The organism is Kineosporia mesophila (genome assembly GCF_021129235.1).
GTDB lineage: Bacteria > Actinomycetota > Actinomycetes > Actinomycetales > Kineosporiaceae > Kineosporia > Kineosporia mesophila.
Map to the genome: position 1 here is coordinate 1 of NZ_JAJOMA010000004.1, position 25,225 is coordinate 25,225.

The following is a 25,225-nucleotide window of genomic DNA, read 5'->3' on the forward strand; positions in this document are numbered from 1 at the left end:
GGTCCCCGGGGGGGGGGCGCCGGGGGGGGGGAGACGTTGGAGGACGCCGTCCTCACCCGCCGCTGTCGGCAAGACTTCCGTCCGGGTCACGAAGGACACGGTGTCCCCCGGGCGCAACTGACCGAGTTTCCAGCGCTCGGAACGGATCACGGTCACCGGGCAGACGAAACCACCGAGTGACGGGCCGTCCGGGCCGAGCAGGATCGGGGTGTCCCCGGTGAAATCGAGAGCCCCCACCGAATAGGCGTTGTCGTGGATGTTCGAGGGGTGCAGCCCGGCCTCACCGCCGTCCCGGCGCGCCCACTGCGGTTTCGGGCCGATCAGCCGCACACCCGTGCGGGCCGAGTTGAAATGCACCTCGTAACGGGAGCTCAGGATCTGGCGCATGTCGTCACGGGTGAAGAACTCCGGGGCGCCGTGCGGGCCGACCGTGACAATCAGTTTCCAGTGGCTCGTGAAGGGCCCGGGCCGCAGAGGGGTCTGGGCCGGCGCCGTCGAACGGCCCAGACGCAGCACGTCACCGGGCCGCAGCGCCCGCCCACCGTGACCGCCGAACCCACCCAGGGTGAAGGTCGCGGTCGATCCGAGGTACTGCGGTACGTCGAAGCCGCCGGCCACGGTCAGGTACGTGCGCAGCCCGGCGCTCGCCTCCCCGACCGAAACCACCGATCCGGCCGCGACGTCCACCACGGTCCAGTGCCCGACCGGCGTGCCGTCCACCGTGACCGGCGCGGGCGCCCCGGTCACGCAGATCCGGGCGGCGTGCGTGAACGTCAGTTCCGGCCCGTTCGCCGTGCATTCGAGACCGGCCGCGTTGTCGTCGTTCCCGAGCAGCCGGTTACCGGCCCGCAGCGACCGGTCGTCCATCGCACCGCTCGGCGGCACGCCGACCGGCCAGAAACCCTGGCGGCCGTCCGCGTCCTGGATCGTCGTCATCAGGCCCGGCCGGCCCACGGTGACCCGCGGCTCGGGATCGCCCAGATCGTCCAGGGTCCCGGTGTGGTGCTCCAGGCCGGTGAACTCCGGCAGGCTCGTGACCGTGCGCAGCAGGCCGAGATTCACCTCGACCCCGTCGAACCGGGTCTCCCGCAGGGCCTCCCCGAGACCCCGCAACGCGGTGTCCCGGTCGGCGCCGCTCACGATCACCTTGGCCAGCAGCGGGTCGTAGTCGGTCGGGATCCGGGTGCCGGTGGCGACCCAGCCGTCCACCCGCACTCCCGGCCGTTCGGGGAACTCGACCCGGGTCAGCAGACCGGCGTTGGGCCGGAACCCGGCCGCCGGGTCCTCGGCGTAGATCCGCGCCTCCACGGCGTGGCCGCAGACCGGGACCGACCCTTGCGGAAAGGCCGTCAGCAGGTCCTTCTCACCGGACGCGAGCCGCAGCATCCAGGCGACCAGATCCACCCCGGTGACCGCCTCGGTCACCGGGTGCTCCACCTGGAGGCGGGCGTTCACCTCCAGGAACGAGGCCTCACCGCGCTGCGCGTCGTAGACGAACTCGACCGTGCCGGCCGACCGGTAACCGACCGACGCCAGCAGGTTCCGCGCCGAGGAGTGCAGGCGCTCGCGCAGCTCGTCGGGAAGGCCCGGGGCCGGGGCCTCTTCCACCACCTTCTGGTGCCGCCGCTGCAACGAGCAGTCGCGGTCACCGAGCGACACCACGGTTCCGGCGCCGTCGCCGAACACCTGGACCTCCACGTGCCGGGCGCGTTCCACGTACCGCTCGGCGAACACCCCGGTGTCGCCGAAACTGCGCTGCGCGAGACCGGAGACCCGCTCGTACCCGGCCCTCAGCTCCGCCTCGTCGCGGCACACCGACATCCCGATGCCACCGCCACCACCGGTGGCCTTGAGCATGACCGGGTAACCGACGGCGGCCACCGCGGCCACCGCCTCGTCGGCCGACGCCAGCAGCCCGGTGCCCGGGAACACCGGCACGCCCGCGGCCACCGCCGCGGCCCGGGCGGTGTGCTTGGCCCCGAGCAGACGCAGCTGCTCCGGGGTCGGGCCGACCCAGATCAGCCCGGCCGCCTCGACCCGCTCGGCGAACGCCGCGTCCTCGGAGAGGAATCCGTAGCCCGGATGCACCGCCTGCGCTCCCGTGCGCCGGGCGGCGTCGAGCAGGGCCTCCGGATCGAGGTAGCTGCGCGCCGGCCCGATGAGTACCGCCTCGTCGGCCTGCCGTACGTGCGCCGCGGCTCGGTCGACCTCGGAGAACACCGCGATGGTGCGCATCCCGAGACTCCGCGCCGAGCGGATGATGCGGCAGGCGATCTCGCCGCGGTTGGCCACCAGCAAGGCGCCGATCCGTTCCGCCACTGTCCCCGTCACCGACTTTCTGTTGATTGACAGAAAGTCAAGACAGGGCCGATTGACGCCACGTTCCGCGCCGGTTAAGTCGGTGTAACACGGTGCGACAGGAGCAGATCCGGAAGCAGGACCTACACTCCTGGCCATGTCGTCCCTAGGTCGTCCCCGCGCGAAGGGGCCGTCCACGTCCGGCCTCACCACCGAGCAGGACATCCTGGCCGCCGCCGCCCACCTGTTCTGCCAGGCCGGCTACGGCAGCACCAGCACGCACAAGATCGCCGCCCGGGCGGGCATCAGCCAGGCCTCGATGTATCACTACTTCCCGGGTAAACAGGCCATTCTGCTGCGCCTGCTGCTGGAGACCGTACGGCCCTCGGTGGAGTACGCCACGGCCCTGGCCGAGCGCGACGACCCGGCCGACGTGCGCCTGCGGGCCCTGTGCCTCTACGACACCCGGCTGCTGCTGTCCGGGCGCGACAACCTCGGATCGCTCTACCTGACCCCCGGGCTCGACCAGGACGACTTCAGCGAGTTCCGGCTCGAGCGCGAACGGCTCTACGAGGTCTACCGCGAGCTGGTCGCGGGCGTGCTCGGGACCGACCCGGAAACTGCCCGGCCGGCCGCGATGCTGGTCATCGGACTGATCGAGTCGGTGATCCTGCGGCGCCGCACCGAGGGTGAGATGAACGCGGACGAGGTGGCCCCGGCGATCGCCGACGCCGCGCTGCGCATCCTGCGCGTACCCGAGCGCCGACTGCTCTCTGTGGCCCGAGTCACACCCGAAGCCGGTCTGGTTTAACCGAACTCATTGGGCCGCGTATCACTCCGGAAACACTGGGCGGGCTGAATAGGGCCGACTTCCTATCAGTTGATCGAAAGTGCCACCGGCCGAGCGAGGAGCCCCATGAGCCGCCGAATGTCACCTCACCGCAGGCCCCTCCGCCGGAACCTCGGGATCTCGGCCGGACTGGCCACCGTCGCCCTGGCCCTCGCCGCCTGCTCGGGTGGCGGCTCGGGATCGGCCGGGGCCCGGCCGAAGGACGCGCTGCGCCTGGCCATCTCCTCCGAGATGCCCACGCTCGACCCGCAGACCGTGTACCAGTACGAGGGCAACCAGGTTCTCACGGCCGTCTACGAGGGGCTGCTCAGCTACAGCTCCGACTCGACCGACGAAATCGTGCCGATGCTGGCGAAGTCGTACAAGCTCTCCGACGACGGGCTCACCTACACCTTCGCCCTGCGCGACGACGTCACCTTCGCCGGTGGCCGGGCCATGACCTCCGCCGACGTGAAGGCGAGCTTCGAGCGCCTGGCCGCCGCCGGTGTGGAGTCCCAGATGGCGTACATGGTGGCCGGTGTCGCCAAGTACCAGACGCCCGACGAGCACACCTTCGTGGTGAGGCTGAAGGCGCCCAGCAGCTCCTTCCTCTCGCTGGTCGCCAGCCCGTTCGGGCCGAAGGTGATCGACTCGACGGTGCTGGAGGAGAACAAGGCCGACAACGCCCTGGAGTACCTCAAGACGCACACCGCCGGTACCGGGCCCTACCAGCTCGGCTCGATGACCGCGGGCCAGGAGTACGACCTCACCCGGCGCGACGACTACTGGGGTGAAGAGCCCTCTTTCGCGACGGTCACGGTGAAGGTCATCAGTGACGTGGCGACCCAGCTGCTCCAGCTGGAGGGCGGCGACCTGGACATCGTCACCGGGCAGCCGGTGGCCACGCTGCAGCAGTTCGCCAAGGACGGCGACTACCAGGTGCAGCAGTTCCCGACCCTGCAGAAGGCCAACCTGCACGTCAAGACCAGCGGCACCCTGTCGGACATGAAACTGCGCGAGGCGCTGCGCGACTCGATCGACCGCAAGACCCTGGTCAGTCAGGTCTGGGGGGACTACGCCAAGGTCTCCGGGCAGATGTACCCGGCCGGGATGGTGGCCGACGGCACGGCGACCGACACCTGGCAGACCGCGACCGGCAACCTCGCGACGCTGGCCCAGGGCAAGACCATCACCCTCGGGTACATCGCCGGGCGCACCGCCGACCAGCAGGCCTCCGAGGCGCTGCAGGCGCAGTGGACCGACGCCGGGGCCACCGTCGAGCTGGTCGCCGTGCAGGGCAACGACATCTACGGTCTGTCGGGCAGTCTCGACACCGCGCCGGACCTGCTCTTCGAGACCGCCTACCCGGACTCGGCCCACCCCGACACCTGGGCCCGGCTGTTCTGGTACTCCGACCTGACCAAGGGCAACGGCGCGCTGAACTACCTGGCCGGCGGAACTCCCGCCGCCGACCGGTACATCGACCGGGGCGCCGCGGCCACGGACGAGACGGTCGCCGAGAAGGCCTACGGGGCGGCCGGGGACGCGATCCACAACGACATCTCGTACATCACGCTGGCCGACATCGACGACGCGTTCATCATGAGCAAGGACCTCACCGGTGCGGGTCACTGGCTCCCGCTCTCGGTCACCCTCGACCTGCGCACCCTGAAGCGGAGCTGAGAACACCATGACGGTGGCGACCGCGACGCCGGGACGGCGGTGGTTCCGGCTCGCGGGGCCGCGACGGGGCGGAGCCGGGCAGCTGGAACTCTGGTGCCTCTACCTGATCGTCGCGCTCACGGTGATCCTGCCGTTCGCCCACTGGCTCGTGCCCTCTGGTGAAACTGAGATCGTGGGGACGCCTTTCACGGCTCCGGGGGCCCAGCACTGGCTGGGCACGGACGAACAGGGTCGCGACGTTCTCTCCCGGGTGATCCTGGGTCTGGCGTCGTCCTGGTGGGGCGTGCTCGGGATCATCGTGTGCAGTCTGCTCATCGGGACGATCATCGGGACGATCGCCGGCACGCTCGGCGGCTGGGTGGACGCGGTGCTGATGCGGCTCACCGACGCCGTTCTCGCGCTGCCCGGGCCGCTGGTCTCGCTGCTCGTGGTGGCGGCGCTCGGCCCGGGCCTGCGCAACGTGCTGCTGGCCGTCACGGCCACCTGGTGGCCCTGGTACGCCCGGATCGTCCGGAGCGAGGTGCGGGCGGTGCGGGTACTCCCCCACGTGGACGCGGCCCGCTCGGCGGGCATGTCCCCGCTGCGGGTCGCCCTGCGCCACGTACTGCCGGGTGTGCTGCGCCCGATCGTGGTCGTGGCCTCCCTCGACGTCGGATCGGTGCTGTTGCTGCTGGCCTCCCTCTCGTTCATCGGTCTCGGCGCCCCCGCGCCGGCCGCGGAGATCGGGAGCATGTCGGCGGCCGGCTTCACCTATCTGTTCAGTGCGCCCTGGGTCGCCCTGGCACCGGCAGCGGTGCTCTTCACGGTGACCATGGCCGCCAACTTCGCCGGTGACGGTGTACAGGAGCGGATCGGATGACGGGCTTCGCGCGGCAGTTCGGTATTCGCCTGGCCTCGATGGCCGGGGTGCTGCCGGTGCTGACCTTCGTGGTCGAGGAGATCCAGCGGCAGTTGCCCTCCGACCCGGCCCGGGTGCTGGCCGGGCGTACGGCCTCGCCGCAGGCCCTGGCCGCGGCGCGTGAGCGGCTGGGTCTGGACGAGCCGCTGATCACCCACTACGTGGGCTATCTCGGCCGGCTGCTCAGCGGCGACCTCGGCACCTCGGTCTCCACCCGGCGGCCGGTGGCCGACGACATCGCCACCTACCTGCCCGCCACGCTGGAACTGGTCCTGGTCGCGGCGCTGCTGGCCCTGGTCGGCGGGCTGCTGCTCGGCGTGGTCGGGGCCCGGGACGGCCTGACCGGCGGCCTGGTGCGGGTGGTCTCGGTCGCCGGGGCCTCCGCCGCCTCGTTCCTGCTGGCGATCGTGCTGCTGCTCGTGTTCTACCGCGACCTGGGCTGGTTCCCGGCCGGTGGCCGGGGTGACACGGCCGACGGCCCGACCGGCATGACCCTGCTGGACTCGCTCCTGCACGGCGACCCGGGCGGATTTCTCGATGCGGTCCGGCATGTCGTCCTTCCCGCCGTGGTGCTGGCCCTCGGGCCGGCGGTGGCGATCGGACGGGTGCTCCGGGCCTCGCTGCGGGAGGTGATGGCGGCCGACTTCGTCCGCTCGGCCCGGGCCAAGGGCGCCGGCTGGTGGCTGACGGTGTGGCGGCACGGACTGCGCAACGCCGCCGGGCCCGCCCTGTCGATGGCCGGGCTCCAGGTGAGCATCATGTTCGGCGGTTCGGTGGTGGTCGAGAGCCTTTTCTCCTGGCCGGGTCTGGGCCGCTACCTCTCCACCGCGATCGCCGCCTCCGACCTGGCCGCGATCACCGGGGTGGTGCTGGTGCTCGGGGTGGCCTACGTGCTGCTCAACTTCCTCGTGGACACCCTGCAACTTCTGATCGACCCGCGACTGAGGGAGTCGGAGTGAGCAACATCGTGGCCCGGATCAGCGGTCTGACCGTCGGTTTCGGGGACAAGCGGGCCGTGGACGGCGTGGACCTTCAGATCCGGGCCGGTGAGATCGTCGCGCTGGTCGGCGAGTCCGGCTCGGGCAAGACCGTGCTGGGCAGTTGCCTGCTCGGCATCCCACCCGCGCACGCGCAGATCGGCGGCACCATCGACATCGATGGCGTCGACATGCTGCACGGCCCGGAGAAGGCGCGCCACCACGTGCGGCGGCACCGGCTCGGCGCGGTCTTCCAGGATCCGCTGACCTCGCTCGACCCGACCATGAAGGCGGGGGCGCAGGTCTGCGAACGCGGCGCCTCGGACGAGCGCGGTGTGGCGGTGATGGCGGAGTGCGGGGTTCCCGAGCCGGAGGCCCGTTTTCACTACTGGCCGCACCAGCTATCCGGCGGCCTGCGGCAGCGGGTCAGCATCGCCGGGGCGATCGCGACCGACCCCGAGGAGGCGCCCGCGCTGATCGTCGCGGACGAGCCGACCACGGCGCTCGACGTGAGCGTGCAGGCCACGGTGGTCGCCCTGTTCGCCCGGCTGCGCGAACAGCACGGCTGCTCGGTGCTGCTCATCACCCACGACCTCGGGGTGGCCGCGCAGATCGCCGACCGCATCGTGGTGATGTCGGCCGGCCGGATCCGCGAGCAGGGCCCGGCGCGGAAAGTGCTGCGTTCGCCGGAGCACCCGTACACCCGGCAGCTGCTGGCATCGCGCCTGGACATCGCCGGTCCGTTCGGTGCGGCGGAAACCTCGTTCGCCACAGCGAACCCGGTGCTGCGGCTGCGGAACATCACCAAGGACTTCCCCGTCCCGCACCACCGCCGGGAGAGTCGTCGCGTGCTGCACGGGGTTTCCCTGGACCTGGCCGAGGGCGAGTCGGTGGCGCTCGTGGGTGAGAGCGGCAGCGGTAAGTCGACCCTGCTGCGGATCGCGGCCGGCCTCGAGCCGGCAACGGGGGGCACGATCGGGAGTGAAGCGGACGCGCGTCCACAATTGATCTTTCAGGACGCACGCGCCTCGCTGACCCCGTGGATGCCGGTAGGCGCCCAGATCGCGGAGCGACTGGCGCTGGCCGGGGTGGCGAGATCGGACCGGCCGGGGCGGGTTGCCGAACTGCTGGAGCAGGTCGGCCTGGACCCCGCGGTGGCGCGCTCAAGACCGCGGCAGATGTCGGGCGGGCAGTGCCAGCGCGCGGCGATCGCCCGGGCCCTGGCCTCCTCGCCCCGGGTGCTGCTGTGCGACGAGCCGGTCAGCGCGCTCGATGCCACACTGGCCACCCAGGTGGTCGAACTGCTCGACAACCTGCGCCGGACGACCGGGGTGGCGCTGCTGCTCGTGACGCACGACCTGGCCGTGGCCAAGCGCATCGCCGGGCGCATCGCGGTGATGACCGAAGGCCGGATCGTCGAGGAGGGTGAGGTGCGCAGGGTGTTCGAGGCACCGGAGCACGCGTACACCAAGAGTCTGCTGGCGGCTTCGCCCAGTCTGGCGGCCGTTTCGTGAGCGTGCGCGAGTGGGACGCCGCCCTCGGCCTGGAGGGTCGTCCGCTGCGGATGCACCCGATGATCGTGGGCTACGAGCCGATCCGGGAGCCGATCTCGGTGCCCGGCGGCGATCCGGCCCGGTTCCTGCTGGAACCGGTGACCGTGGCCGCCGTGGTGTACGCGAACGGCTGGCTGATGTTCGACAGCGGCTTCAACGTCGACGTGGTGCGCGATCCGGCCGCCCGGGCGGAGTATCTCAACTTCGAGAGCTACACCGCCCTGCTGCCTCCCGGCGATCCGCTGGCCGATCAGGTCGCGGCACTCGGGCTGTCGTGGGACCGGCTCAAGGGGTGCGGCATCTCGCACGTGCATCTGGATCACACCGGGGGCCTGCGCCTGGTCGACGCCCCGGTGCTGATCCAGCGGGCCGAGTACGAGTTCGCGCGGCGCATCCCGGAACTCGACGACAACTACGTCACGGTGCCGGGCGACTTCCTGCGCGCGGACCTGGACATCGTGCTGCTGGACGGCGACACCGAACTGGCCGAAGGCGTCACCGCCCTCGACACCCGCGGCCACACCCCGGGTCATCAGTCGTTCCGGGTCGAGCTGCCCACCCGCACGGTAGTTCTGGCGTGCGACGCGGCGGACCTGCGGCAGAACGTCGTCGAGGCTCTGCCCTGCGGCACCACCATGCGGCCGCAGGACGAACCCCACGCCCTGACCTCGATCCGGCGGCTCCACGCCCTGGACCAGGAGGACGGGGTCGAGGTCTGGCCGGGTCACGACCCGGACTGGGCACCGTGGCGAGAGACCACGATCACCTGACTGTGAGGTTCCTGTGATCAATTGACCAGATTTTCCGGACCTAAATGTCCTACGATCGCCCCTCCTGATCTACTTTTCACCAGGGGCGGTCGTAATCTCCACGCGGATCTCACGGCGCAGGCTGTTCCTGCTGCCGATCATCGTCATGCTCGCTCTGGGCCTTCTCCCCTCCGCCGGGAGCGCCCAGGCCGCGGCCTCGTACAACCCGTCCCACACCCTGGTCGGCATCGACTTCAGCCGGGGCGAACTGCCATTGGCGGCCGGGAAGACGCGGAAGCTCGAGACGGCCTACAGCAACTGGTATTCGGGTCTGACGAACAGCGCCCACCCCTACGAGTTCGCGCGCGAGAGCTGATCACAGCGGCTTCGGCCGGTTCGGCTCACCGCCGGACCGGCTGGAGCCGGTCCTCGACCGCCCGGACCAGGAAGTCGCGCTCCTCGGCGGTCAGATCGGTGAACTGCAGCCCCAGTAGTGGATTGTCGCCTCCGGTCACCCGGACCGCCTGGGCCTTGAGCTGCATCGGACGTCCCAGCACCTCCAGGGCCACCTCGACCCGTTCACCGATCGTCAGGAGAGGGCCGTCCGGTGGCAGGCAGCCGAGTCCGGTCTCGCTCAGGTCGATCAGGGTCGTCGTCCGGGTCTGCCCGCGATGGCTGATCAGGAGCGGAGTGGAGACCGGAACCCGTTCGTGGCCGCGGCGTTCCAGGGCCTCGTCCATACGTTCCATACCGTTCAGCCGCTGGATCGTCTCGCTCAGCGAGGCGTCCAGGTGCTCGACCAGCGCCAGTTGCTGCTCGGCCACCCCGGCCAGTCCGGAGGTGGCCTCGTCGACGCCCTCGATGCTGTCGGCGACCCCGCCGATGGCACCGTGCATCTGCGCGGCGTCCATCTCGATCTGGTTGATGATGCTCGTGATCTGCTCGGTCGACGAGGCCGTGGTCATCGCCAGGTTCTTCACCTCGGCGGCGACCACGCTGAAGCCGCGACCGGCCTCACCGGCCCGGGCCGCCTCGATGTTCGCGTTCAGGGCCAGGAGCTTGGTCTGGTCGGCCACCCCGGCGATCAGGTGGGCCATCCCCGCCACCTGGTTCAGGCTCTCGCCCAGAGCCGTGACCACCCGGTTCGCCTGCTCGGCCCGGGCCACCACGTCGCGGGTGACCTGGTTGGCGCCGGCCACCCGGCCGTCGATCGTCCCGGCCGCGGCCCGCACCGCCTCGACGTCCCGCACCACCGACTGAAGTTCCTCGACGACCGCCGCGGAGGTCTCGGCGACCACTTCCTTGGCCCGCTCCCGGGACTGCTTCTCCGCCTCCCTCTGCCGCAGGAAGGTGTCCCGGACCAGGGTCTCCTGGGCGGCATGGGCCGCGCGTAGCTCCCCGGCGGAGGCATTCAGCTGGTCCCGGGCCACCATCAGCGCCCGGCCGATGTCGCCCATCTCGTCCCGGCCGGACGGGAGCGGGTGGCTCCCCAGGTCCCCCTCCGTGATCGCCATCACGCCGGCCACGGTCTGGAGGACATCGTGCCGGGTGCGCCACCAGACCCCGACCGCCAGCCAGACCCCGATCGCGAAGAAGACCAGGGCCAGAGTCAGGACCCGGTCGCGGCGTTGCTCCAGCCGGTCGATCCGGGTGTCGAGCAGCTTCTCCAGCACGGTGGTGAGCGGGACGACAGCGGCCGTCGCGGCCGTGGTGAAGTCCTCGGCCCCCACCGCTCCCGGATCGGCCAGACCCCCGCTGAGCTGGGCGGCCAGCGCGCGGCCGGCGTCGGCGAGGGCCGTCGCCGGGGCGAGTTGCTGATCCAGGCCGTCCAGGGAGCTGTTCGCCGCGGCTGTCTTCACGTCGGCCGCGAGGGTGTCGGCGGAGCTCTGCAGGGTCCCGGCCCGGACCGCCTGATCAGCGATCCGGGAACTGAGCGACCCGCCGGTGCCGGGATGGGCGGCGTGCACCGCCACCTGCATCATCCTCGGCAGTTCGACCACCTGCGCGTCCATCACGTAGAAGGAGTCGAGGTCCGGGTCGAGAATGAGGTTGGAGTAGTTGCCGATCGCCGTCACCAGCCGGGCCAGGGAATCGATCTGGGCGGTGGGATCGGCGCCGGCGTCGCGCAGGTCCCGCACGGCGTCGTCCAGCCGCAGTTCGGGATGGTCCCCGGCCAGCGTGGTCAGGGTCGCCAGGTCCGGGGTCCGCCCGGCCAGCACCTGGATCATCTCGCCGAGCACCGGCTTCAGGGCGTCGGCCCCGTCGCGCTCGTGCCCGGCGAAACCGGTCTGCTCGTTCATCACGGCCGCGAACGACCAGGTCGCGACCGCCCCGGGAACCAGCAGCATGACGATGACCAGCATCAGGCGTGAACTGGAACGCAGCCGGTCCGTCACCGCCAGGGAGGGACGCAGGAACGCCGGTTCCCGGCTCCGGTGATCCACTCCCTGGTCGGCCTCCCACGCGGTCATCCCCCCGTCTCGACGGATACCGGCCGATTCTTGATCGCTCAGCTGCTATCAGACGACCACCAGGCAGCTACCAGGCGACGCTGAAGTACTGCGTCTCCGTGTACTCCTCCAGCCCGGCGCGGGCGCCCTCCCGGCCGATGCCGCTCTGCTTGACCCCGCCGAACGGCGCCGACGGGTCGGAGACCAGGCCCCGATTGACACCGACCATGCCGGCCTCGACGCGCTCGGCCAGCTTCAGTGCGGCGCCCAGGTCACCGGCGAAGATGTAGGCGGCCAGTCCGTACTCGGTGGAGTTCACCTGGGTCAGCAGGTCTTCGGTGTCGGTCCAGGTGACGATCGGGGCGATGGGGGCGAACGACTCCTCCCGCACCACGTCCGACTCCGAGGTGACGCCGGTCAGCACCACCGGGGTGAAGAAGTGCCCGGGTGCGGTGGCGGGTTTGGCTTCGTGGGCGATGCGGGCACCGGTCACCAGGGCGCTCTCGACCAGACGGTGGACGTTCGCCAGGGCTTTCGCGGAGATCAGCGGTCCGATGTCGCAACCGTCAGCGGCCGGGCCGACCTTCAGGGCCTCGACGCGCGCACCCAGCCGGGCGGTGAACTCGTCGGCGACATCGGCGTGCACGTAGAACCGGTTGGCCGCGGTGCAGGCCTGGCCGCCGTTGCGGAACTTGGCGATCATCGCGCCGTCCACCGCGGCGCCCAGGTCGGCGTCGGCGGTGACGATGAAGGGAGCGTTGCCACCGAGCTCCATCGACGTGTTCATCACCCGCTCGGAGGCCTGGCGCAGCAGCTGGCGGCCCACGGTGGTGGAACCGGTGAAGGAGATCTTGCGGACGCGGGGGTCGTCGGTCCAGGCCGCGACGATCGCCGGGGCGTCCTCGCCCGGCACCACGTTGACCACGCCGTCGGGAATCCCCGCCTCAGCCATCAGGGCGGCGATGTGCAGGGCGGTGAGCGGGGTCTCGGCGGCGGGCTTGAGCACCACCGTGCAGCCGGCGGCCAGGGCCGGGGCGATCTTGCGGGTCGCCATGGCGGCCGGGAAGTTCCACGGCGTGACCAGCGCGGCCACACCGACCGGGTGGTGGGTGACGATGGTGCGGGTGCCACCGGCCGGGGAGGAACCGAAGTCACCGTGCGGGCGCACGGCCTCCTCGGCGAACCAGCGGAAGAACTCGGCCGCGTAGGTCACCTCGCCGCGGGCGTCGGTGAGCGACTTGCCGTTCTCGGCCGCGATCAGCTGCGCGAGTTCCTCGGCGTCGCGCAGCATCAGCTCTCGGGTCTTCATCAGCAGGTCGGCCCGGGCGCGGGGCGCGGTGTCGGCCCAGGCGCGGAACGCCTTCGAGGCCGCGTCGACGGCCAGCACGGCGTCGTCCGGGCCGGCGTCGGAGACCTGGGCGATGACCTCGAGCGTGGCCGGGTCGACCACATCGAACGTGCCCCGGCTGCCCGCCTGCCCGGTGCCGCCGACGAGAACACCCTTGGTGTAATCCATCTCAGATCTCCTTCAGCGCAGCGACAATGACGTCCAGACCCTCGGAGAGCAGCTCGTCGGAGATGCTCAGCGGCGGCAGGAACCGGATCACGTTGCCCCAGGTGCCGCAGGTCAGGGTGATCACACCCTGCGCGTGAGCATAGGCCGCGACCGCCTTCGCCAGCGCACCGTCCGGCTCACCGGTCGCCGGGTCGACGAACTCCGCGGCGAGCATCGCGCCCCGGCCGCGGATGTCACCGATCCGGGGGTCTTTCAGGTCGCGCAGCCGGCCGAGCACCAGGGTTTCGATCTCCTGCGCCCTCCCCAGGAGCCCGTCGGCCTCGATCGTCTCGATCACGGCGAGCGCGGCGGCGCAGGCGAGCGGGTTACCCCCGTAGGTGCCACCGAGACCGCCGGGGTGAACCGCGTCCATGATTTCCGCGCGGCCGGTGACCGCCGAGAGCGGAAGCCCACCCGCGATGCCCTTGGCCGAGACCACCACGTCGGGTACGACGTTCTCCTGCTCGACCGCGAACCAGGTTCCGGTGCGGCCGAACCCGGACTGCACCTCGTCGGCGACGAAGACCACGCCGTTCGCGGTGCACCAGTCGGCCAGCGCGGCGAGGAATCCGGGGGCCGGGACGATGAAACCACCTTCACCCTGGATCGGCTCGATCACCAGCGCGGCGAGATTCGCGGCACCCACCTGGGTCTCGATCTGCGCCAGCGCGCGCCGGGCCGCCTCCGGACCGGAGAGCCCGTCGCGGGAGGGGTAGGACATCGGCGCGCGGTAGACCTCACCGGCGAACGGGCCGAACCCGTGCTTGTAGGGCGCGACCTTGGCGGTCATCGCCATGGTCAGGTTGGTGCGGCCGTGGTAGGCGTGGTCGAACACCACCACGGCGTCGCGGCCGGTGTGGGAGCGCGCGATCTTGACCGCGTTCTCGACCGCCTCCGAGCCCGAATTAAACAGGGCCGAGCGCTTTTCGTGATCGCCGGGAGTGAGCCGGGCGAGCGCCTCGGCGACCTGCACGTACGACTCGTAGGGGGTGATCATGAAACAGGTGTGGGTGAAGTCGGCGACCTGGGCCCGCACGGCCTCGACCACACGCGGGGCGCTGCTGCCGACCGTGGTGACGGCGATGCCCGACCCCAGATCGATGAAGCGGTTGCCGTCGACGTCCTCGACGATGCCCCCGGCCGCTCGGGCGGCGAAGACCGGCATCGTGGTGCCGACCCCCGGGCTGACGAAGGCCTGCTTGCGCTGCATCAGGGCGGCGGACTTCGGACCGGGCAGCGGTGTGCCGAGGTACCGGCTCTGTTCGAGGGGCTCAAGGGGCATGTAACGAGAGTGCGGCGCCAACCTCATGTTGTCCAAGACCTGTTCAGCACTAAATTCATGCCTTGTGAGCATGAACCTGCGATTGCTGCGTTACTTCACCGAGACGGTCGACGCCGGCTCGGCGACCCGGGCCGCGGCCCGGCTGCACGTGACCCAGCCCGTGCTCTCCCGCCAGCTGCGCCAGCTGGAGCAGGACCTCGGCCTGCCGCTGTTCGAGCGGCAGGGACACCGGCTGCGGCTGACCCCGGCGGGTGAACAGTTCCTGCCCCTGGCCCGGAACCTGCTGCGCCAGGCCGACGAGGTGCGGCGGGCCTCGGCGTCGATCGCCTCGGGGCGCCTGGACCAGCTGCACCTGGCCGTGCCCACGACCACGCTCAACGACGTGCTGGCCCCGTTCCTGGCCACCCTGCACCCCGACGACCCGGTGCCCATCGTGCGCCAGCTCGACCCCCGCGGCGCCGACGCGGCGCTGAGTTCGGGTGCGGATCTGGCCATCGTGCCCCGGCCCCCGGCCCGGCACCTGGCCTCGCACGCGCTGGCGGTGCTGCCGATCTGGGCCCAGGTGCGCAGGGACGACGAATGGGCCGACCGCACGACGGTGGACGTCGGTGAGCTCGCCGAGAGGACGCTGCTGCTGCTCACCGCCGACTTCCGGCCCCGCCAGCTGCTGGACGAGGCGCTGGACGGTGCCGGCCTGAGTTACCGGGAGGTGGTCGAGTGCACGAACGCCCGGGTGGCCCAGGCCCTCGCCGCGGCGGGCCGGGGGGTGGCCGTGGTCTCGGACGATCCCCGTTTCGACCTCACCCCGGTGGCCGTGACCGGCCCGGCCGGACCGGTCCGGATCAGCCTCTACGCCGCCTGGGACCCGCAGCACCACGCCGCGACCGCCCTGGCCGACCTGGCCGGGCGGCTGGCCGCCTTCTGCGCCGAGCAGTACGGCCCGGAGGTGGTTCCACCCACCGGAGCCGAAACTTCGGAAACCGTGGGCCCAACCGCGTCCACCCGTTGATTTCGTCGCCGTTAACCGCGCTTGACGCGAATTCGAGTGCCACCGACACTCATCACGACGATATACGTACCTCCAGGGAGATTCCTGATCATGAGTGCCGCCCTAACTGATGTCGACGTCGTGGTCGTGGGGGCCGGCGTCACCGGCCTGACCGCCGCCACCCGCCTCACGAAGGCCGGCCACAGCGTGGTGGTGCTGGAGGCCCGCGACCGTATCGGCGGGCGCCTGTGGACCGACACGATCGACGGCGTGCGCCTGGAACTGGGCGGGCAGTGGGTCTCCCCCGACCAGTCCGCCCTGCTGGAAACCCTGGACGAGCTCGGTCTGAAGACCTTCAGCCGCTACCGCGAGGGCAGCAGCGTCTACGTCGGCCGCGACGGGGTGCGCCGCACGTTCGACGGCGCCGCGTTCCCGGTGTCGGAGTACACCGAGGCCGAGGTCGACCGCCTCACCGTGCTGCTGGACCAGCTCGCCGGGCAGATGGACCCGCTGAGCCCGTGGGACCTGCCCGGAGCCGCCGAGCTCGACCGCATCTCCTTCTCCACCTGGCTGGAACAACAGACCGACGACGTGGAGGCGCGCGACAACATCGCCCTCTACATCGGCCCGGCCATGCTGACCAAGCCCGCGCACTCCTTCTCCGCGCTGTCCGCCGTGCTGATGGCCGCCAGCGCGGGCAGCTTCAGCCATCTGGTCGACGCCGACTTCATCCTCGACCAGCGGGTGGAGGGCGGCCTTCAGCAGGTGCCGCTGCTCCTGGCCGGGCAGCTGGGCGACCGGGTGATCACCGGCACGCCGGTGACCTCGATCGCGTGGGACGCCGACGGCGCCACGGTGAACGGCACCTGGCGGGCGAAGCGGGTCATTGTGGCCGTGCCGCCCACCCTGGTCTCCCGCATCGGTTTCTCGCCCAGCCTGCCCCCGGTGCACATGCAGGCCCGTCAGCACACCTCGTTCGGCATCGTGCTCAAACTGCACATCACGTACCCGACGCCGTTCTGGCGCGAGGACGGGCTCTCCGGCACCGCCTTCAGCCCGTACCAGGTGGTGCACGAGTCCTACGACAACACCAACCACGACGAGACCCGCGGAACACTCGTCGGTTTCGTCTCGGACGAGAACGCCGACGAGCTGCTCAGGCTGTCGCCGGACGAGCGTCGTGCCCGCACCCTGGCCTCGCTGGCCGCCTACTACGGCGAGAAGGCCCTGGAGCCGGAGGCCTACTACGAGAGCCAGTGGATGGCCGAGGAGTGGACGGCCGGCGCGTACGCCACCAGCTTCGACATCGGCGGCCTGACCCGGTACGGCGCCACGCTGCGCGAGCCGGTGGGCCCGCTCTCGTTCGGCACGTCCGACGTGGCCGGCCTCGGTTTCCAGCATGTCGACGGGGCCATCCGGGTGGGACGGATGCTCGCCGACTCCATCTGAGGAGCACCTGCCGAGAACTGAAAACAGCGACAAGGCCCGGGTTCTGCACAGAGCCCGGGCCTCGCTGCGTCATCCGGAACCGTATCTGCGCAGGTCGCCAACGGGAACCCGGCCGGGTGACGGGGCCCACACTGCGAAATGCGTCAAGGAGAAACCTGCCTACGACGGGTTCCGTCGCCCTCGGCCATGTCGCGGGACCCGGGATTCACGCACGATTAAGCATCTCGTCATCACGGGGCACGAACCCAGGAAACCACAGGGAAGGACGGATCCAGCGATGAGCGCAAGCACCGCAACAGCACCGGCGCGGGGCCTACGGGCACCGGCCCGCGGCACCCTGCTCGGGTACCTCCTGCTGCTGCCGGCCGTCGCGGTGATCGTCCTTCTGGTCATCGTGCCGATGGCCGTCATCGCCCGGCAGAGCTTCGCCCTGAGTGACCCTCTGCTCGGCGGCACGATGGGCGGTTTCACCTGGGACAACTACGCGAAGCTGTTCGACCCGGTGTATGCCAAGACGATGGGCTACAGCCTCGGCCTGGCCGCCCTGAACGCGGCGGTCTGCCTGGTGGTCGGCTACCTGCTCGCCTTCTACATCTCCACCCGGCCGGCGAACCGCCAGCCGGTGCTGCTGATGCTGGTGATCATCCCCTTCCTCACCGACTTCCTGGTGCGCACCTTCGCCTGGATCACCCTGCTGGGATCCGGTGGCCCTTACGTGAGGATAGCCCGCGCACTGGGTTTCGACGCCTCGTCGCTGGTGCCCTCGCAGTTCGCGGTGATCATGTCGCTGCTGTACGCCTTCCTGCCGGTGGCGGTGTTCCCGATCTACGCCTCGATGCGGGCGATCGACCCGTCGCTGCGGGAGGCGGCCTCCGACCTGGGAGCCGGCTGGTGGCAGACCCACCGGCGCATCTTCATCCCGCTCTCGGCCACGGGCATCGGCTCCTCGATCATGCTGACCTTCGTCCCGACACTGGGGGTCTTCGTGATCCCGGTGCTGCTCGGCGGCGGAAAAGACCCGCTGGTCGGCAATCTCATCGTCACGCTGTTCACCGAGTTCCGGAACGAGCCGATGGGCGCGGCCATGTCGATGGTCGTGCTGGTGCTGATGCTCGCCTCGGTCGCGGTGATCACCGGTCTGCTGCGGCTGCTCTCGATCCGCTCGAACAGGAGGGCCGCCTGATGGACCGCGTCGTCGCCTGGTTCTGCCGCCTCGTCTTCGTCTTCCTCTACGTCCCGATCGTCGCGGTCGTGGTCTACAGCTTCAACGCCTCCGAGGTCAGCTACCGGTTCACCGGGCTCACCACGCACTGGTACAGCGACCTGTTCCACGACGACCGGCTGCTCGCGACCCTGCGCACGAGCATCGTGGTCGGTGTGCTGGCCGCGCTCGTCGCCACCGCGATCGGCTTCCTGACCGCCTTCTCCCTGGCCCGGTTCCAGGTGAAGGGCCGGGCCTTCTTCCTCGGTGCCATCCTGATCCCGCTGATCGTGCCCGAGATCGTGATCGGTGTGTCGCTTCTCGAGGTCTTCAGCAGCATCGGCATGCAGACCGGCATCCTCACCCTGGTGCTGGGCCACATCGTGATCACGCTGCCGCTGGCCACGCTGGTGCAGATGGGCGCGATGGCGGCGCTCGACCCGAGCCTGTCCGAGGCCGCCACCGACCTGGGTGCCACCGGCTGGATCACGTTCCGGCGGGTGCTCTTCCCGCTGCTGCGGCCCTCGGTCCTGGCGGCCTTCCTCCTCAGCTTCACCACCTCGTTCTCCAACATCGTGATCTCGACCTTCACCTCCGGGGTCGGGTCCACCACGCTCCCGCTGCGGATCTACTCGTCCCTCCGCACCGGTCTCACACCGGAACTGAATGCCCTGGGAACCCTCCTGGTGCTCTTCACCCTGGTCGTGATCTTCCTGGTCGGTGTCCGGCAAATGCGGCGGATCCTGGCCTGAAAGCGCTCTCCCGGTACCGCTTCTCTCACTGCCCCTGCGTGAAAGGTCCCCCTGTGAAGACCAAGGCTCTCCTCGCCGCCGGCCTCGCGGCAACGTCCGTCCTGGCCCTCGGCGCCTGCGGTTCGTCGTCCTCCGGCTCCACCGCGAGCTCCGGCTCCAAGTCCAGCGACTCGGGAGGCAACCAGACCCTGGCGATCTACGCCTGGGCCGGTGAGATCCCGGACTCGGTGATCGACGGTTTCGAGAAGGAGACCGGGATCAAGGTCACCGTCGACACCTTCGACAGCAACGAGACGATGATCGCCAAGCTGGCGACGGGCAAGTCCGGCTACGACATCGTCGAGCCCAGCCAGTACGCCGTGCAGCTGATGGTGCAGCGCAACCTGCTCGACACGATCGACAAGTCCAAGCTCGAGGGCTTCGACAACCTCAACACCAAGTTCGTGAACCCGAGCTTCGACGCCGACAACGCGCACAGCCTCCCCTGGGCCTGGGGCACCACCGGCATCCTCTACAACGAGAAGTGCACCGGCGGTGAGATCACCAGCTGGAGCGACCTGTGGGACTCGAAGTACAAGGGCAAGATCTACATGCTGAACAACATGCTGTCGGCGTACATCGCCGGTCTGCAGGTTCAGGGCCTGTCCGCCACCACGACCTCGCAGGCCGACATCGAGAAGGCCACCACCAAGCTGCTCGAGCAGAAGCCGCTGCTGGCCGGCTACAACAGCGACAACTACGCCGACCTGGTCGGCTCGGGTGACGCCTGCATCGCCGAGGCGTACAGCGGCACCACCGCCGCCAAGGCCGTTCAGGCCAACCAGGACGTTCACTTCATCATGCCGTCCGAGGGCGGCACGCTCTGGACCGACTCGTTCTCGATCGTGAACGGCACGAAGAACCAGACCGCGGCCTACCAGTGGCTGAACTACACCCTCAAGCCCGAGGTCGCCGCGCTGCTCACCGACGACGGCTCGCTGGCCACCGCCAACTCGGCGGCCCTGGACCAGATCAAGAACGAGGACCTGGCGAAGAGCCCGGCCGTCTACCCGTCCGACGCCCAGCTCGCGAAGGCCGAGTTCATCGTCGACCCGGGTGAGGCCCTGACCTACTACCAGGACGGCTGGACCAAGGTCTCCGCATCCTGATTTTCCGAATCCTTCAGCACGGGAAGAGCAAACGATGACCCAGACGTCTGCCGTCCGGCTCCGCGGGATCACCAAGTCCTTCGGGAGCAACCTGGTGGTCGAGCCCCTCGACCTCGAGATCGGCCGCAACGAGTTCTTCAGCATCCTCGGCCCCTCCGGCTGCGGGAAGACCACGCTCATGCGCATGATCACGGGTTTCGAGACCCCGACCGCGGGCTCGGTGGAACTGGACGGCAAGACCGTCGACCGGGTGCCCACCCGGCAACGGGACCTCAACATGCTCTTCCAGAGCTACGCGCTGTTCCCGCACCTGTCCGTGTACGAGAACGTCGCCTTCGAACTGCGGGTGCGCAAGACCGCGAAGGCCGAGCTCGACCGGCGGGTGCGGGAGGCGCTGGCCCTGGTACGGCTGGAGGACTTCCCGCAGCGCAAGCCCTCGGAGCTCTCCGGCGGTCAGCGTCAGCGGGTGGCCCTGGCCCGCGCCGTGGTCGGCCGGCCCGCCGTGGTGCTGCTCGACGAGCCCCTCGGCGCCCTGGACCAGAAGCTGCGCAAGGAGATGCAGTTCGAGCTCAAGCGCATGCAGCGGGAAGTGGGGATCACGTTCATCTACGTGACCCACGACCAGGAAGAAGCACTGACCATGAGCGACCGGATCGCGGTGATGAGCAAGGGCCGCGTGCTCCAGGTCGCCGGCCCCACCGAGATCTACGACGCGCCGAACTCCCGGTTCGTCGCGAGCTTCATCGGCAGCTGCAACCTGATCGACGCGGTGATGTCGTCCGCGGACACCGTGGAGGTGGCCGGGCTCGGCCCGGTACCCGCCACCGTGACCGGCGGTTTCGCGACCGGTACTCAGGTCGTCGTCGCCGTTCGGCCCGAGCGCATGACCCTCACCGACCGGCCCACCGAGGGATCTTTCGCCGGTGTCATCTCGGAGCGGGTCTTCCTCGGTGACGAGTGGACCTACCACGTGAAGACCGGCGGGACCGAGCTCACCGTGCGGGTCCCCAGCGGCGAGACGTCGGCCGCCCTGGCCACCCTGCCCGAGGGCGGCCAGGTCTGGGTCAGCTGGCCCACCGCGGCCGGCCGGGTGCTCCCCGCGGACGACACCACCTCCCCCTCCCTGATCGGATCTCCCGCATGACCGCCGAAAACCCTTCCCTGCTGGCCGCCGTCGTACAGCTGGCCCCCACCACCGACGCGGCCGCCAACCGTGAGGTGATCACCTCGCTGGTCGCCGAGGCGGCGGCGGGCGGGGCCCGGCTGGCCGTGCTGCCGGAAGAGGCGATGCTGACCGCCGGTGAGGTGAAGGACGAGCCGGTGGCCGACGTGGTCGCCCGCGAGTGGCCTGCGTTCGTCACGTTGCTCTCACGGCTCTCGATTCAGCACGACATCTGGCTGATCGCAGGGGGTTACGAGCCTTCCGGACAGGCCCGCCCGTACAACACCCTGGTGGTGCTGAACCCGCGCGGAGAGGTGGTCACCAGCTACCGCAAGGTGCACCTGTACGACGCGTTCAGCTACAAGGAGTCGGACTACGTGGTGCCCGGCCCGGACCTGCCGCCGGTGGTCATGGTCGAGGGCGTCGCGATCGGCCTGATCAACTGCTACGACATCCGTTTCCCGGAACTGGCCCGCAACCTGGTCGACCGCGGCGCCGACGTGCTCAGCGTGTCGGCGGCCTGGGTCGCCGGCCCGGCCAAGGAAGACCACTGGACCACCCTGGTACGCGCCCGGGCCATCGAGAACACTTGCTGGGTACTGGCTTCCGGCACCAGCTCGGCCGACTGCATCGGTAACAGCCTGGCCGTGGACCCGCTCGGCGTGGTCCGCGCCGGTCTCGGCCCGGTGAAGACCGGGGTGGGCCTGGTGCGGATCTCGCTGGACCGCACCGCGGAGGTGCGGGAGATCCTGCCCTCCCTGGCCAACCGCCGCCTCTCCGTGAGTGTCGAGATCCCGGCCTGAGCCTCGTCCTCTGCTGTAAGGAACATTATGACTCTCACCATCGGCACCCCGCCGCCGGCGCTCTCCCCCGAACTGACCGAGAAACTCGGCCGGGTCTCCTTCCCGACCATCGGCCACTACCTCGAAGAGGGATTCGTCGAGCCGGCGATCCAGCGCCAGTGCGGTACGAGGAAGGTGGTCGGGCGGGCGATCACGGTGCGCCTGACGGGTCAGGACTCGACCGTGCTGCACCACGCGGCGGGATACTGCGAGCCGGGTGACGTGTTCGTCATCGACATGGGCGGCGACACCCGTCACGCCCCGGTCGGTGAGGTGCTCGGTGAGATCCTGCACGCCCGCGGTGCGACCGGCGTGATCATCGACGGCGTGATGACCGACATCGACGAGGTCGAGCCGCTCGGCCTGCCCGTGTACTCGCGCGGTCGCAGCGTTCTCACCACCAAGCTGCTGCACCTGGACGCCGGTGGGCTGCACGTGCCCGTCAGCATCGGTGGGGTGACCGTGCACCCGGGTGACGTGGTGCTGGCCGACCGCAACGGGGTCTTCATCGCCGCGCCGACCGTTCTCGAGGGCATCGTCGACACCGCGCTGGCCGATGACGCCGAGGAACCGGAGCTGGTCGAGCAGGTGCGCCACGGTGAACGACTGGGCGACCTGACCGGCGCCACCACAGCGATCCAGAAGATCCTGGCAGAGCGAGAGGCCACCCGATGAGCACCCTGATCAAGGCCGCGATCAACGGCGGCCGCGGATACGCCGAGAACCCGGCTGTGCCGATCACGCCCTCCGAGATCGCCAAGGCCGCCTTCGAGGCCGTGCGGGCCGGGGCCGATGTGGTGCACGCGCACGCCCGCACCAGCGACGGCGGGCAGACCATCCACCCGGACGACATCGCCGCCCTGGTGCGCGCGGTGAAGGCCGTGGACCCGAACATCGTTCTGGGCACCACCACCGGCCTGTGGACCTGTTCCGGGCACGCCGAACGGATGACACTGCTCGAGGCCTGGCCGGCCGACGCCCAGCCCGACTTCGCCAGTGTCGCGTTCTGCGAGGAGGGTGCGGCCGAGGCCGCCCAGCTGGTGCTGGCCAAGGGCATGGTGCTGGAGTCGGCCGTGTGGGCCCCCGCCGACGTGCCGGCGCTGCTGGCCTCGCCGACCCTGCACCAGAACGTGCGCATCCTGATCGAACCGGAGATCGAGGACGTGGACAAGGCGGTCACGATGGCCCGCGAGATCGCCGCACAGGTACGTGCCGCCGGGGTGAAGGCCCCGATCCTCTACCACGGCTACGAGGTCACGGCCTGGCCCCTGGTGCGCGCGGCGTTCGAGGACGGCTGCGAGACCCGGGTGGGCTACGAGGACATGCTCCTGCTCGAGGACGGCACCCCGGCCCTCGACAACGCCGCGATGGTCCGGCTGGCCCGGGAGATCGAACTGGCACGATAGAGCGCATGGCAGTCGACGAGATCGACCGCCGCCTGGTCGAGCTGCTCGGCGAGGACGGGCGGCGCACGTTCACCGAGATGGCCGCCGTGGTCGGCGTCTCCGAGGCGACCGTGCGCGCCCGGGTGCAGCGGCTCACCGCCGACGGCACCCTGCGCATCGTGGCCCTGTGCAATCCCCTGACCCTGGGCCACCAGTCGGTGCGGCTGCTGCTCACCGTGCGCGGGCTCACCCCGCGCGCGGTGGCCAGGAGCCTGCTCGGCCTGCCGATGATCGGTCATGTGGGCCTCACCTCGGGCGCGCACGACATCTACGTCGAGGCCACGCCGCGGGATCTCGCCCAGCTGGCCGACCTGCTCGACGAGCTGCGCCGCACGCCCGGGGTGGCCACGATCGACCAGTACGTGATGACCCGCCTGTACAAGGACTACTCGTGGTCGGGGCTGCGCAACCTCACCGGTGAGCGCGCCCACGGGGGCGGATCGACCTAACTCGCACCGGATGTCGGATGGGGACGGGTGGGCCGGTTCACCGGCTCGCGGAAGCCGGCCCAGAGGTAGTCGTCCTTGATCACCTCGAGCACAGTTGCCGTCTCCACCGTCTCGACCCCCTGCACCCTTCGCACCTTTTCCGAGAGAAAGGTCGAGAGGTGGGCATTGTCGGTAAATCTGACGTCGACGATCAGGTCGAAGCTGCCGATGCAGGCGCCGACGTACTTCACCTCGGGCATCTCCGACAGGGCGGTGGCCACACTGGCGAGCGTCGCACCCCGCACCCGGATCGACAGGTGAGCCTCCAGGAAGCCCATTTTCGTGGCATTGGGCATCCCGACGACCTGAACGATGCCGAGGCTCAGCAGCCGCTTGTAGCGAGCCCGCACACTGCCCTCGGAAAGCCCGACATACCGCCCGATCTCGCCGAAAGAGCGGCGGCCGTCGATACGCAGCTGATCGATGATCTTGCGGTCGATCACGTCGACGGCCTCGATCTCCATACGAACGACTCTAGGCGTTCTTCAGGCCGAGGAGCCGCTCGAGCAGGAGCGGACCGACCGCATCGTCGATGGCGGTGACCACGTCGATCGCCGGACCGGTCTCCACCGGCACGGTGCGGCCCCGCTCGGCGCCCGAGGTCTCGACCCGGATGCCGGTGGACCGCACGGTGGCGGCCGCGACGTCGCCGACGGCCAGCATCGTGGCCATCGGGTCGTGGAGGGCGCTGACGCGCCGGCCGTACCGGACCTCGTGGAAGCCCAGGTAGCAGTCGAGCATGCCGGCCAGCGCCACCTGGAAGACGCCCCCGGTGGCCGCCAGCGCGTCCTGGGCGGTGACGTCGAGCATGTGGGTCAGGGTGACGTCCAGCGGCACCAGGGTGACCGGCCAGCCGGCCCCGAGCACGAGGGCTGCGGCCTCGGCGTCGTTCCCGATGTTGGCCTCGGCGTGGTCGGTGATGTTGCCGGGCACCCAGACCGCGCCACCCATGATGGTGACGTGGGCGACCAGCTCGGGCAGGCGCGGCTCCAGCTCGAGGGCCCTGGCCAGGTTGGTGAGCGGCCCGACCGCGACCAGGTGCAACCGGCCCGCGTGGGCCAGTGCTGCCTCGACGATCTGCTGGGCACCGCTCACCGATTCCGGTTCGCGGGCGGACCGGGCGAGGGTGACGTCGCCGATGCCGTTCCCGCCGTGCACGTGCGGGGCGCCACCGGCGTAGCTGCCCACCAGCGGGTCGTGCTCGCCGACGGCGACCGGGATGTCGTCACGCCCCAGCACGGCCAGCAGGTCGAGCGTGTTGCGGGCCGCCTGCGCGGCGTCGATGTTGCCGCTCACCGTGCTGATGCTCACCAGCTCGATGCCGGTGCAGGAAACCAGGTGCCCCAGGGCCAGGGAGTCGTCGATCCCGGTGTCGCAGTCGAAGTGGACCGGCAGCTCGGACAAGGTGACTCCCAGGAGAAGGCGAAACGAACAGCCGATCAGCCTATCCCAGCATCGTTTCGGGCCCGGACCCGG

23 protein-coding genes are annotated in these 25,225 nt (G+C 70.2%); 17 read left to right on the forward strand and 6 right to left on the reverse strand.

All coding sequences use genetic code 11. The annotated features are described in order from the left end of the window. Positions 1–2,331, reverse strand: a 2,331-nt coding sequence (locus LR393_RS06630) for a 5-oxoprolinase/urea amidolyase family protein (protein ID WP_231482310.1), incomplete at its 3' end; no start/stop codon positions are given. A gap of 124 nt (positions 2,332–2,455) precedes the next feature. On the opposite strand from LR393_RS06630, the gene LR393_RS06635 reads away from it, so the two are divergent. The 7 genes from LR393_RS06635 (at position 2,456) to LR393_RS06665 (ending at position 9,363) form a co-directional block, all read left to right on the forward strand. Next, positions 2,456–3,109 carry a TetR/AcrR family transcriptional regulator gene (locus tag LR393_RS06635; RefSeq protein WP_231482311.1) on the forward strand — a complete coding sequence of 218 codons (654 nt, stop codon included), beginning with the start codon at positions 2,456–2,458 and terminating at the stop codon, positions 3,107–3,109. Positions 3,110–3,214: 105 nt separating this feature from the next. Then, complete coding sequence (locus LR393_RS06640; RefSeq protein ID WP_231482312.1) at positions 3,215–4,810, forward strand: ABC transporter substrate-binding protein; 1,596 nt, start codon at positions 3,215–3,217, stop codon at positions 4,808–4,810. Between the two features lie 7 nt (positions 4,811–4,817). Continuing rightward, positions 4,818–5,669 (forward strand): ABC transporter permease, encoded by an 852-nt coding sequence (locus LR393_RS06645; protein WP_231482313.1) that lies wholly within the window; start codon positions 4,818–4,820, stop codon positions 5,667–5,669. After that, on the forward strand, positions 5,666–6,667 hold the full coding sequence (locus LR393_RS06650; RefSeq protein ID WP_231482314.1) for an ABC transporter permease: 1,002 nt from the start codon (positions 5,666–5,668) through the stop codon (positions 6,665–6,667). Before LR393_RS06645 ends, LR393_RS06650 begins: the two co-directional genes overlap by 4 nt. Then, entirely contained in the window at positions 6,664–8,199 is a 1,536-nt protein-coding gene (locus LR393_RS06655; RefSeq protein WP_231482315.1) for an ABC transporter ATP-binding protein, read from the forward strand. The genes LR393_RS06650 and LR393_RS06655 overlap by 4 nt, the downstream gene beginning before the upstream one ends. After that, positions 8,196–9,008: an N-acyl homoserine lactonase family protein gene (locus LR393_RS06660; protein ID WP_231482316.1), complete on the forward strand. Its 813-nt coding sequence runs from the start codon at positions 8,196–8,198 to the stop codon at positions 9,006–9,008. The genes LR393_RS06655 and LR393_RS06660 overlap by 4 nt, the downstream gene beginning before the upstream one ends. Before the next feature lie 145 nt (positions 9,009–9,153). Beyond that, on the forward strand, positions 9,154–9,363 hold the full coding sequence (locus tag LR393_RS06665; protein WP_231482317.1) for a hypothetical protein: 210 nt from the start codon (positions 9,154–9,156) through the stop codon (positions 9,361–9,363). 25 nt (positions 9,364–9,388) lie between these two features. Here LR393_RS06665 and LR393_RS06670 read toward each other — a convergent pair whose 3' ends face one another. The 3 genes from LR393_RS06670 to gabT all read right to left on the reverse strand — a co-directional run bounded on the left by LR393_RS06670 (position 9,389) and on the right by gabT (position 14,274). Further along, positions 9,389–11,458 carry a methyl-accepting chemotaxis protein gene (locus LR393_RS06670; RefSeq protein ID WP_231482318.1) on the reverse strand — a complete coding sequence of 690 codons (2,070 nt, stop codon included), beginning with the start codon at positions 11,456–11,458 and terminating at the stop codon, positions 9,389–9,391. A 67-nt stretch (positions 11,459–11,525) separates the two neighbouring features. Then, a complete protein-coding gene (locus tag LR393_RS06675; RefSeq protein WP_231482319.1) occupies positions 11,526–12,953 on the reverse strand; it encodes an NAD-dependent succinate-semialdehyde dehydrogenase in 1,428 nt (475 codons plus the stop codon). 1 nt (position 12,954) lies between these two features. Next, on the reverse strand, positions 12,955–14,274 hold the full coding sequence (gene gabT, locus LR393_RS06680; protein ID WP_231482320.1) for a 4-aminobutyrate--2-oxoglutarate transaminase: 1,320 nt from the start codon (positions 14,272–14,274) through the stop codon (positions 12,955–12,957). Positions 14,275–14,344: 70 nt separating this feature from the next. Here gabT and LR393_RS06685 point away from each other — a divergent pair, with 70 nt between their 5' ends. The 10 genes from LR393_RS06685 to LR393_RS06730 all read left to right on the forward strand — a co-directional run bounded on the left by LR393_RS06685 (position 14,345) and on the right by LR393_RS06730 (position 23,710). Further along, positions 14,345–15,283, forward strand: a complete 939-nt coding sequence (locus LR393_RS06685; protein WP_231482321.1) for a LysR family transcriptional regulator — start codon at positions 14,345–14,347, stop codon at positions 15,281–15,283. 90 nt (positions 15,284–15,373) lie between these two features. After that, positions 15,374–16,711, forward strand: coding sequence for a flavin monoamine oxidase family protein (locus tag LR393_RS06690; RefSeq protein ID WP_231482322.1), 1,338 nt, complete (start codon positions 15,374–15,376; stop codon positions 16,709–16,711). 277 nt (positions 16,712–16,988) lie between these two features. Next, positions 16,989–17,894: an ABC transporter permease gene (locus LR393_RS06695; protein ID WP_231482323.1), complete on the forward strand. Its 906-nt coding sequence runs from the start codon at positions 16,989–16,991 to the stop codon at positions 17,892–17,894. Further along, positions 17,894–18,664 (forward strand): ABC transporter permease, encoded by a 771-nt coding sequence (locus LR393_RS06700; protein WP_231482324.1) that lies wholly within the window; start codon positions 17,894–17,896, stop codon positions 18,662–18,664. Before LR393_RS06695 ends, LR393_RS06700 begins: the two co-directional genes overlap by 1 nt. Positions 18,665–18,717: 53 nt before the next feature. Next, a complete protein-coding gene (locus tag LR393_RS06705; RefSeq protein ID WP_231482325.1) occupies positions 18,718–19,812 on the forward strand; it encodes an ABC transporter substrate-binding protein in 1,095 nt (364 codons plus the stop codon). Between the two features lie 34 nt (positions 19,813–19,846). After that, the gene (locus LR393_RS06710) at positions 19,847–20,956 is read left to right on the forward strand and encodes an ABC transporter ATP-binding protein (RefSeq protein ID WP_231482326.1); all 1,110 of its coding nucleotides are present in this window, start codon (positions 19,847–19,849) and stop codon (positions 20,954–20,956) included. Beyond that, the gene (locus tag LR393_RS06715) at positions 20,953–21,777 is read left to right on the forward strand and encodes a carbon-nitrogen hydrolase family protein (RefSeq protein ID WP_231482327.1); all 825 of its coding nucleotides are present in this window, start codon (positions 20,953–20,955) and stop codon (positions 21,775–21,777) included. The genes LR393_RS06710 and LR393_RS06715 overlap by 4 nt, the downstream gene beginning before the upstream one ends. A 27-nt stretch (positions 21,778–21,804) precedes the next feature. Further along, a complete protein-coding gene (locus LR393_RS06720; RefSeq protein ID WP_231482328.1) occupies positions 21,805–22,491 on the forward strand; it encodes an RraA family protein in 687 nt (228 codons plus the stop codon). Beyond that, positions 22,488–23,222 (forward strand): 3-keto-5-aminohexanoate cleavage protein, encoded by a 735-nt coding sequence (locus tag LR393_RS06725; protein WP_231482329.1) that lies wholly within the window; start codon positions 22,488–22,490, stop codon positions 23,220–23,222. Before LR393_RS06720 ends, LR393_RS06725 begins: the two co-directional genes overlap by 4 nt. Positions 23,223–23,227: 5 nt before the next feature. Continuing rightward, positions 23,228–23,710: an Lrp/AsnC family transcriptional regulator gene (locus LR393_RS06730; RefSeq protein WP_231482330.1), complete on the forward strand. Its 483-nt coding sequence runs from the start codon at positions 23,228–23,230 to the stop codon at positions 23,708–23,710. Here the strand turns inward: LR393_RS06730 and LR393_RS06735 are convergent. Together LR393_RS06735 and LR393_RS06740 are read right to left on the reverse strand one after the other, a co-directional pair. Continuing rightward, on the reverse strand, positions 23,707–24,213 hold the full coding sequence (locus LR393_RS06735; RefSeq protein WP_231482331.1) for an Lrp/AsnC family transcriptional regulator: 507 nt from the start codon (positions 24,211–24,213) through the stop codon (positions 23,707–23,709). The two genes, LR393_RS06730 and LR393_RS06735, sit on opposite strands and share 4 nt — an antisense overlap. A gap of 10 nt (positions 24,214–24,223) precedes the next feature. Further along, positions 24,224–25,153 carry a nucleoside hydrolase gene (locus tag LR393_RS06740; RefSeq protein ID WP_231482332.1) on the reverse strand — a complete coding sequence of 310 codons (930 nt, stop codon included), beginning with the start codon at positions 25,151–25,153 and terminating at the stop codon, positions 24,224–24,226. Between the last annotated feature and the right edge of the window lie 72 nt (positions 25,154–25,225).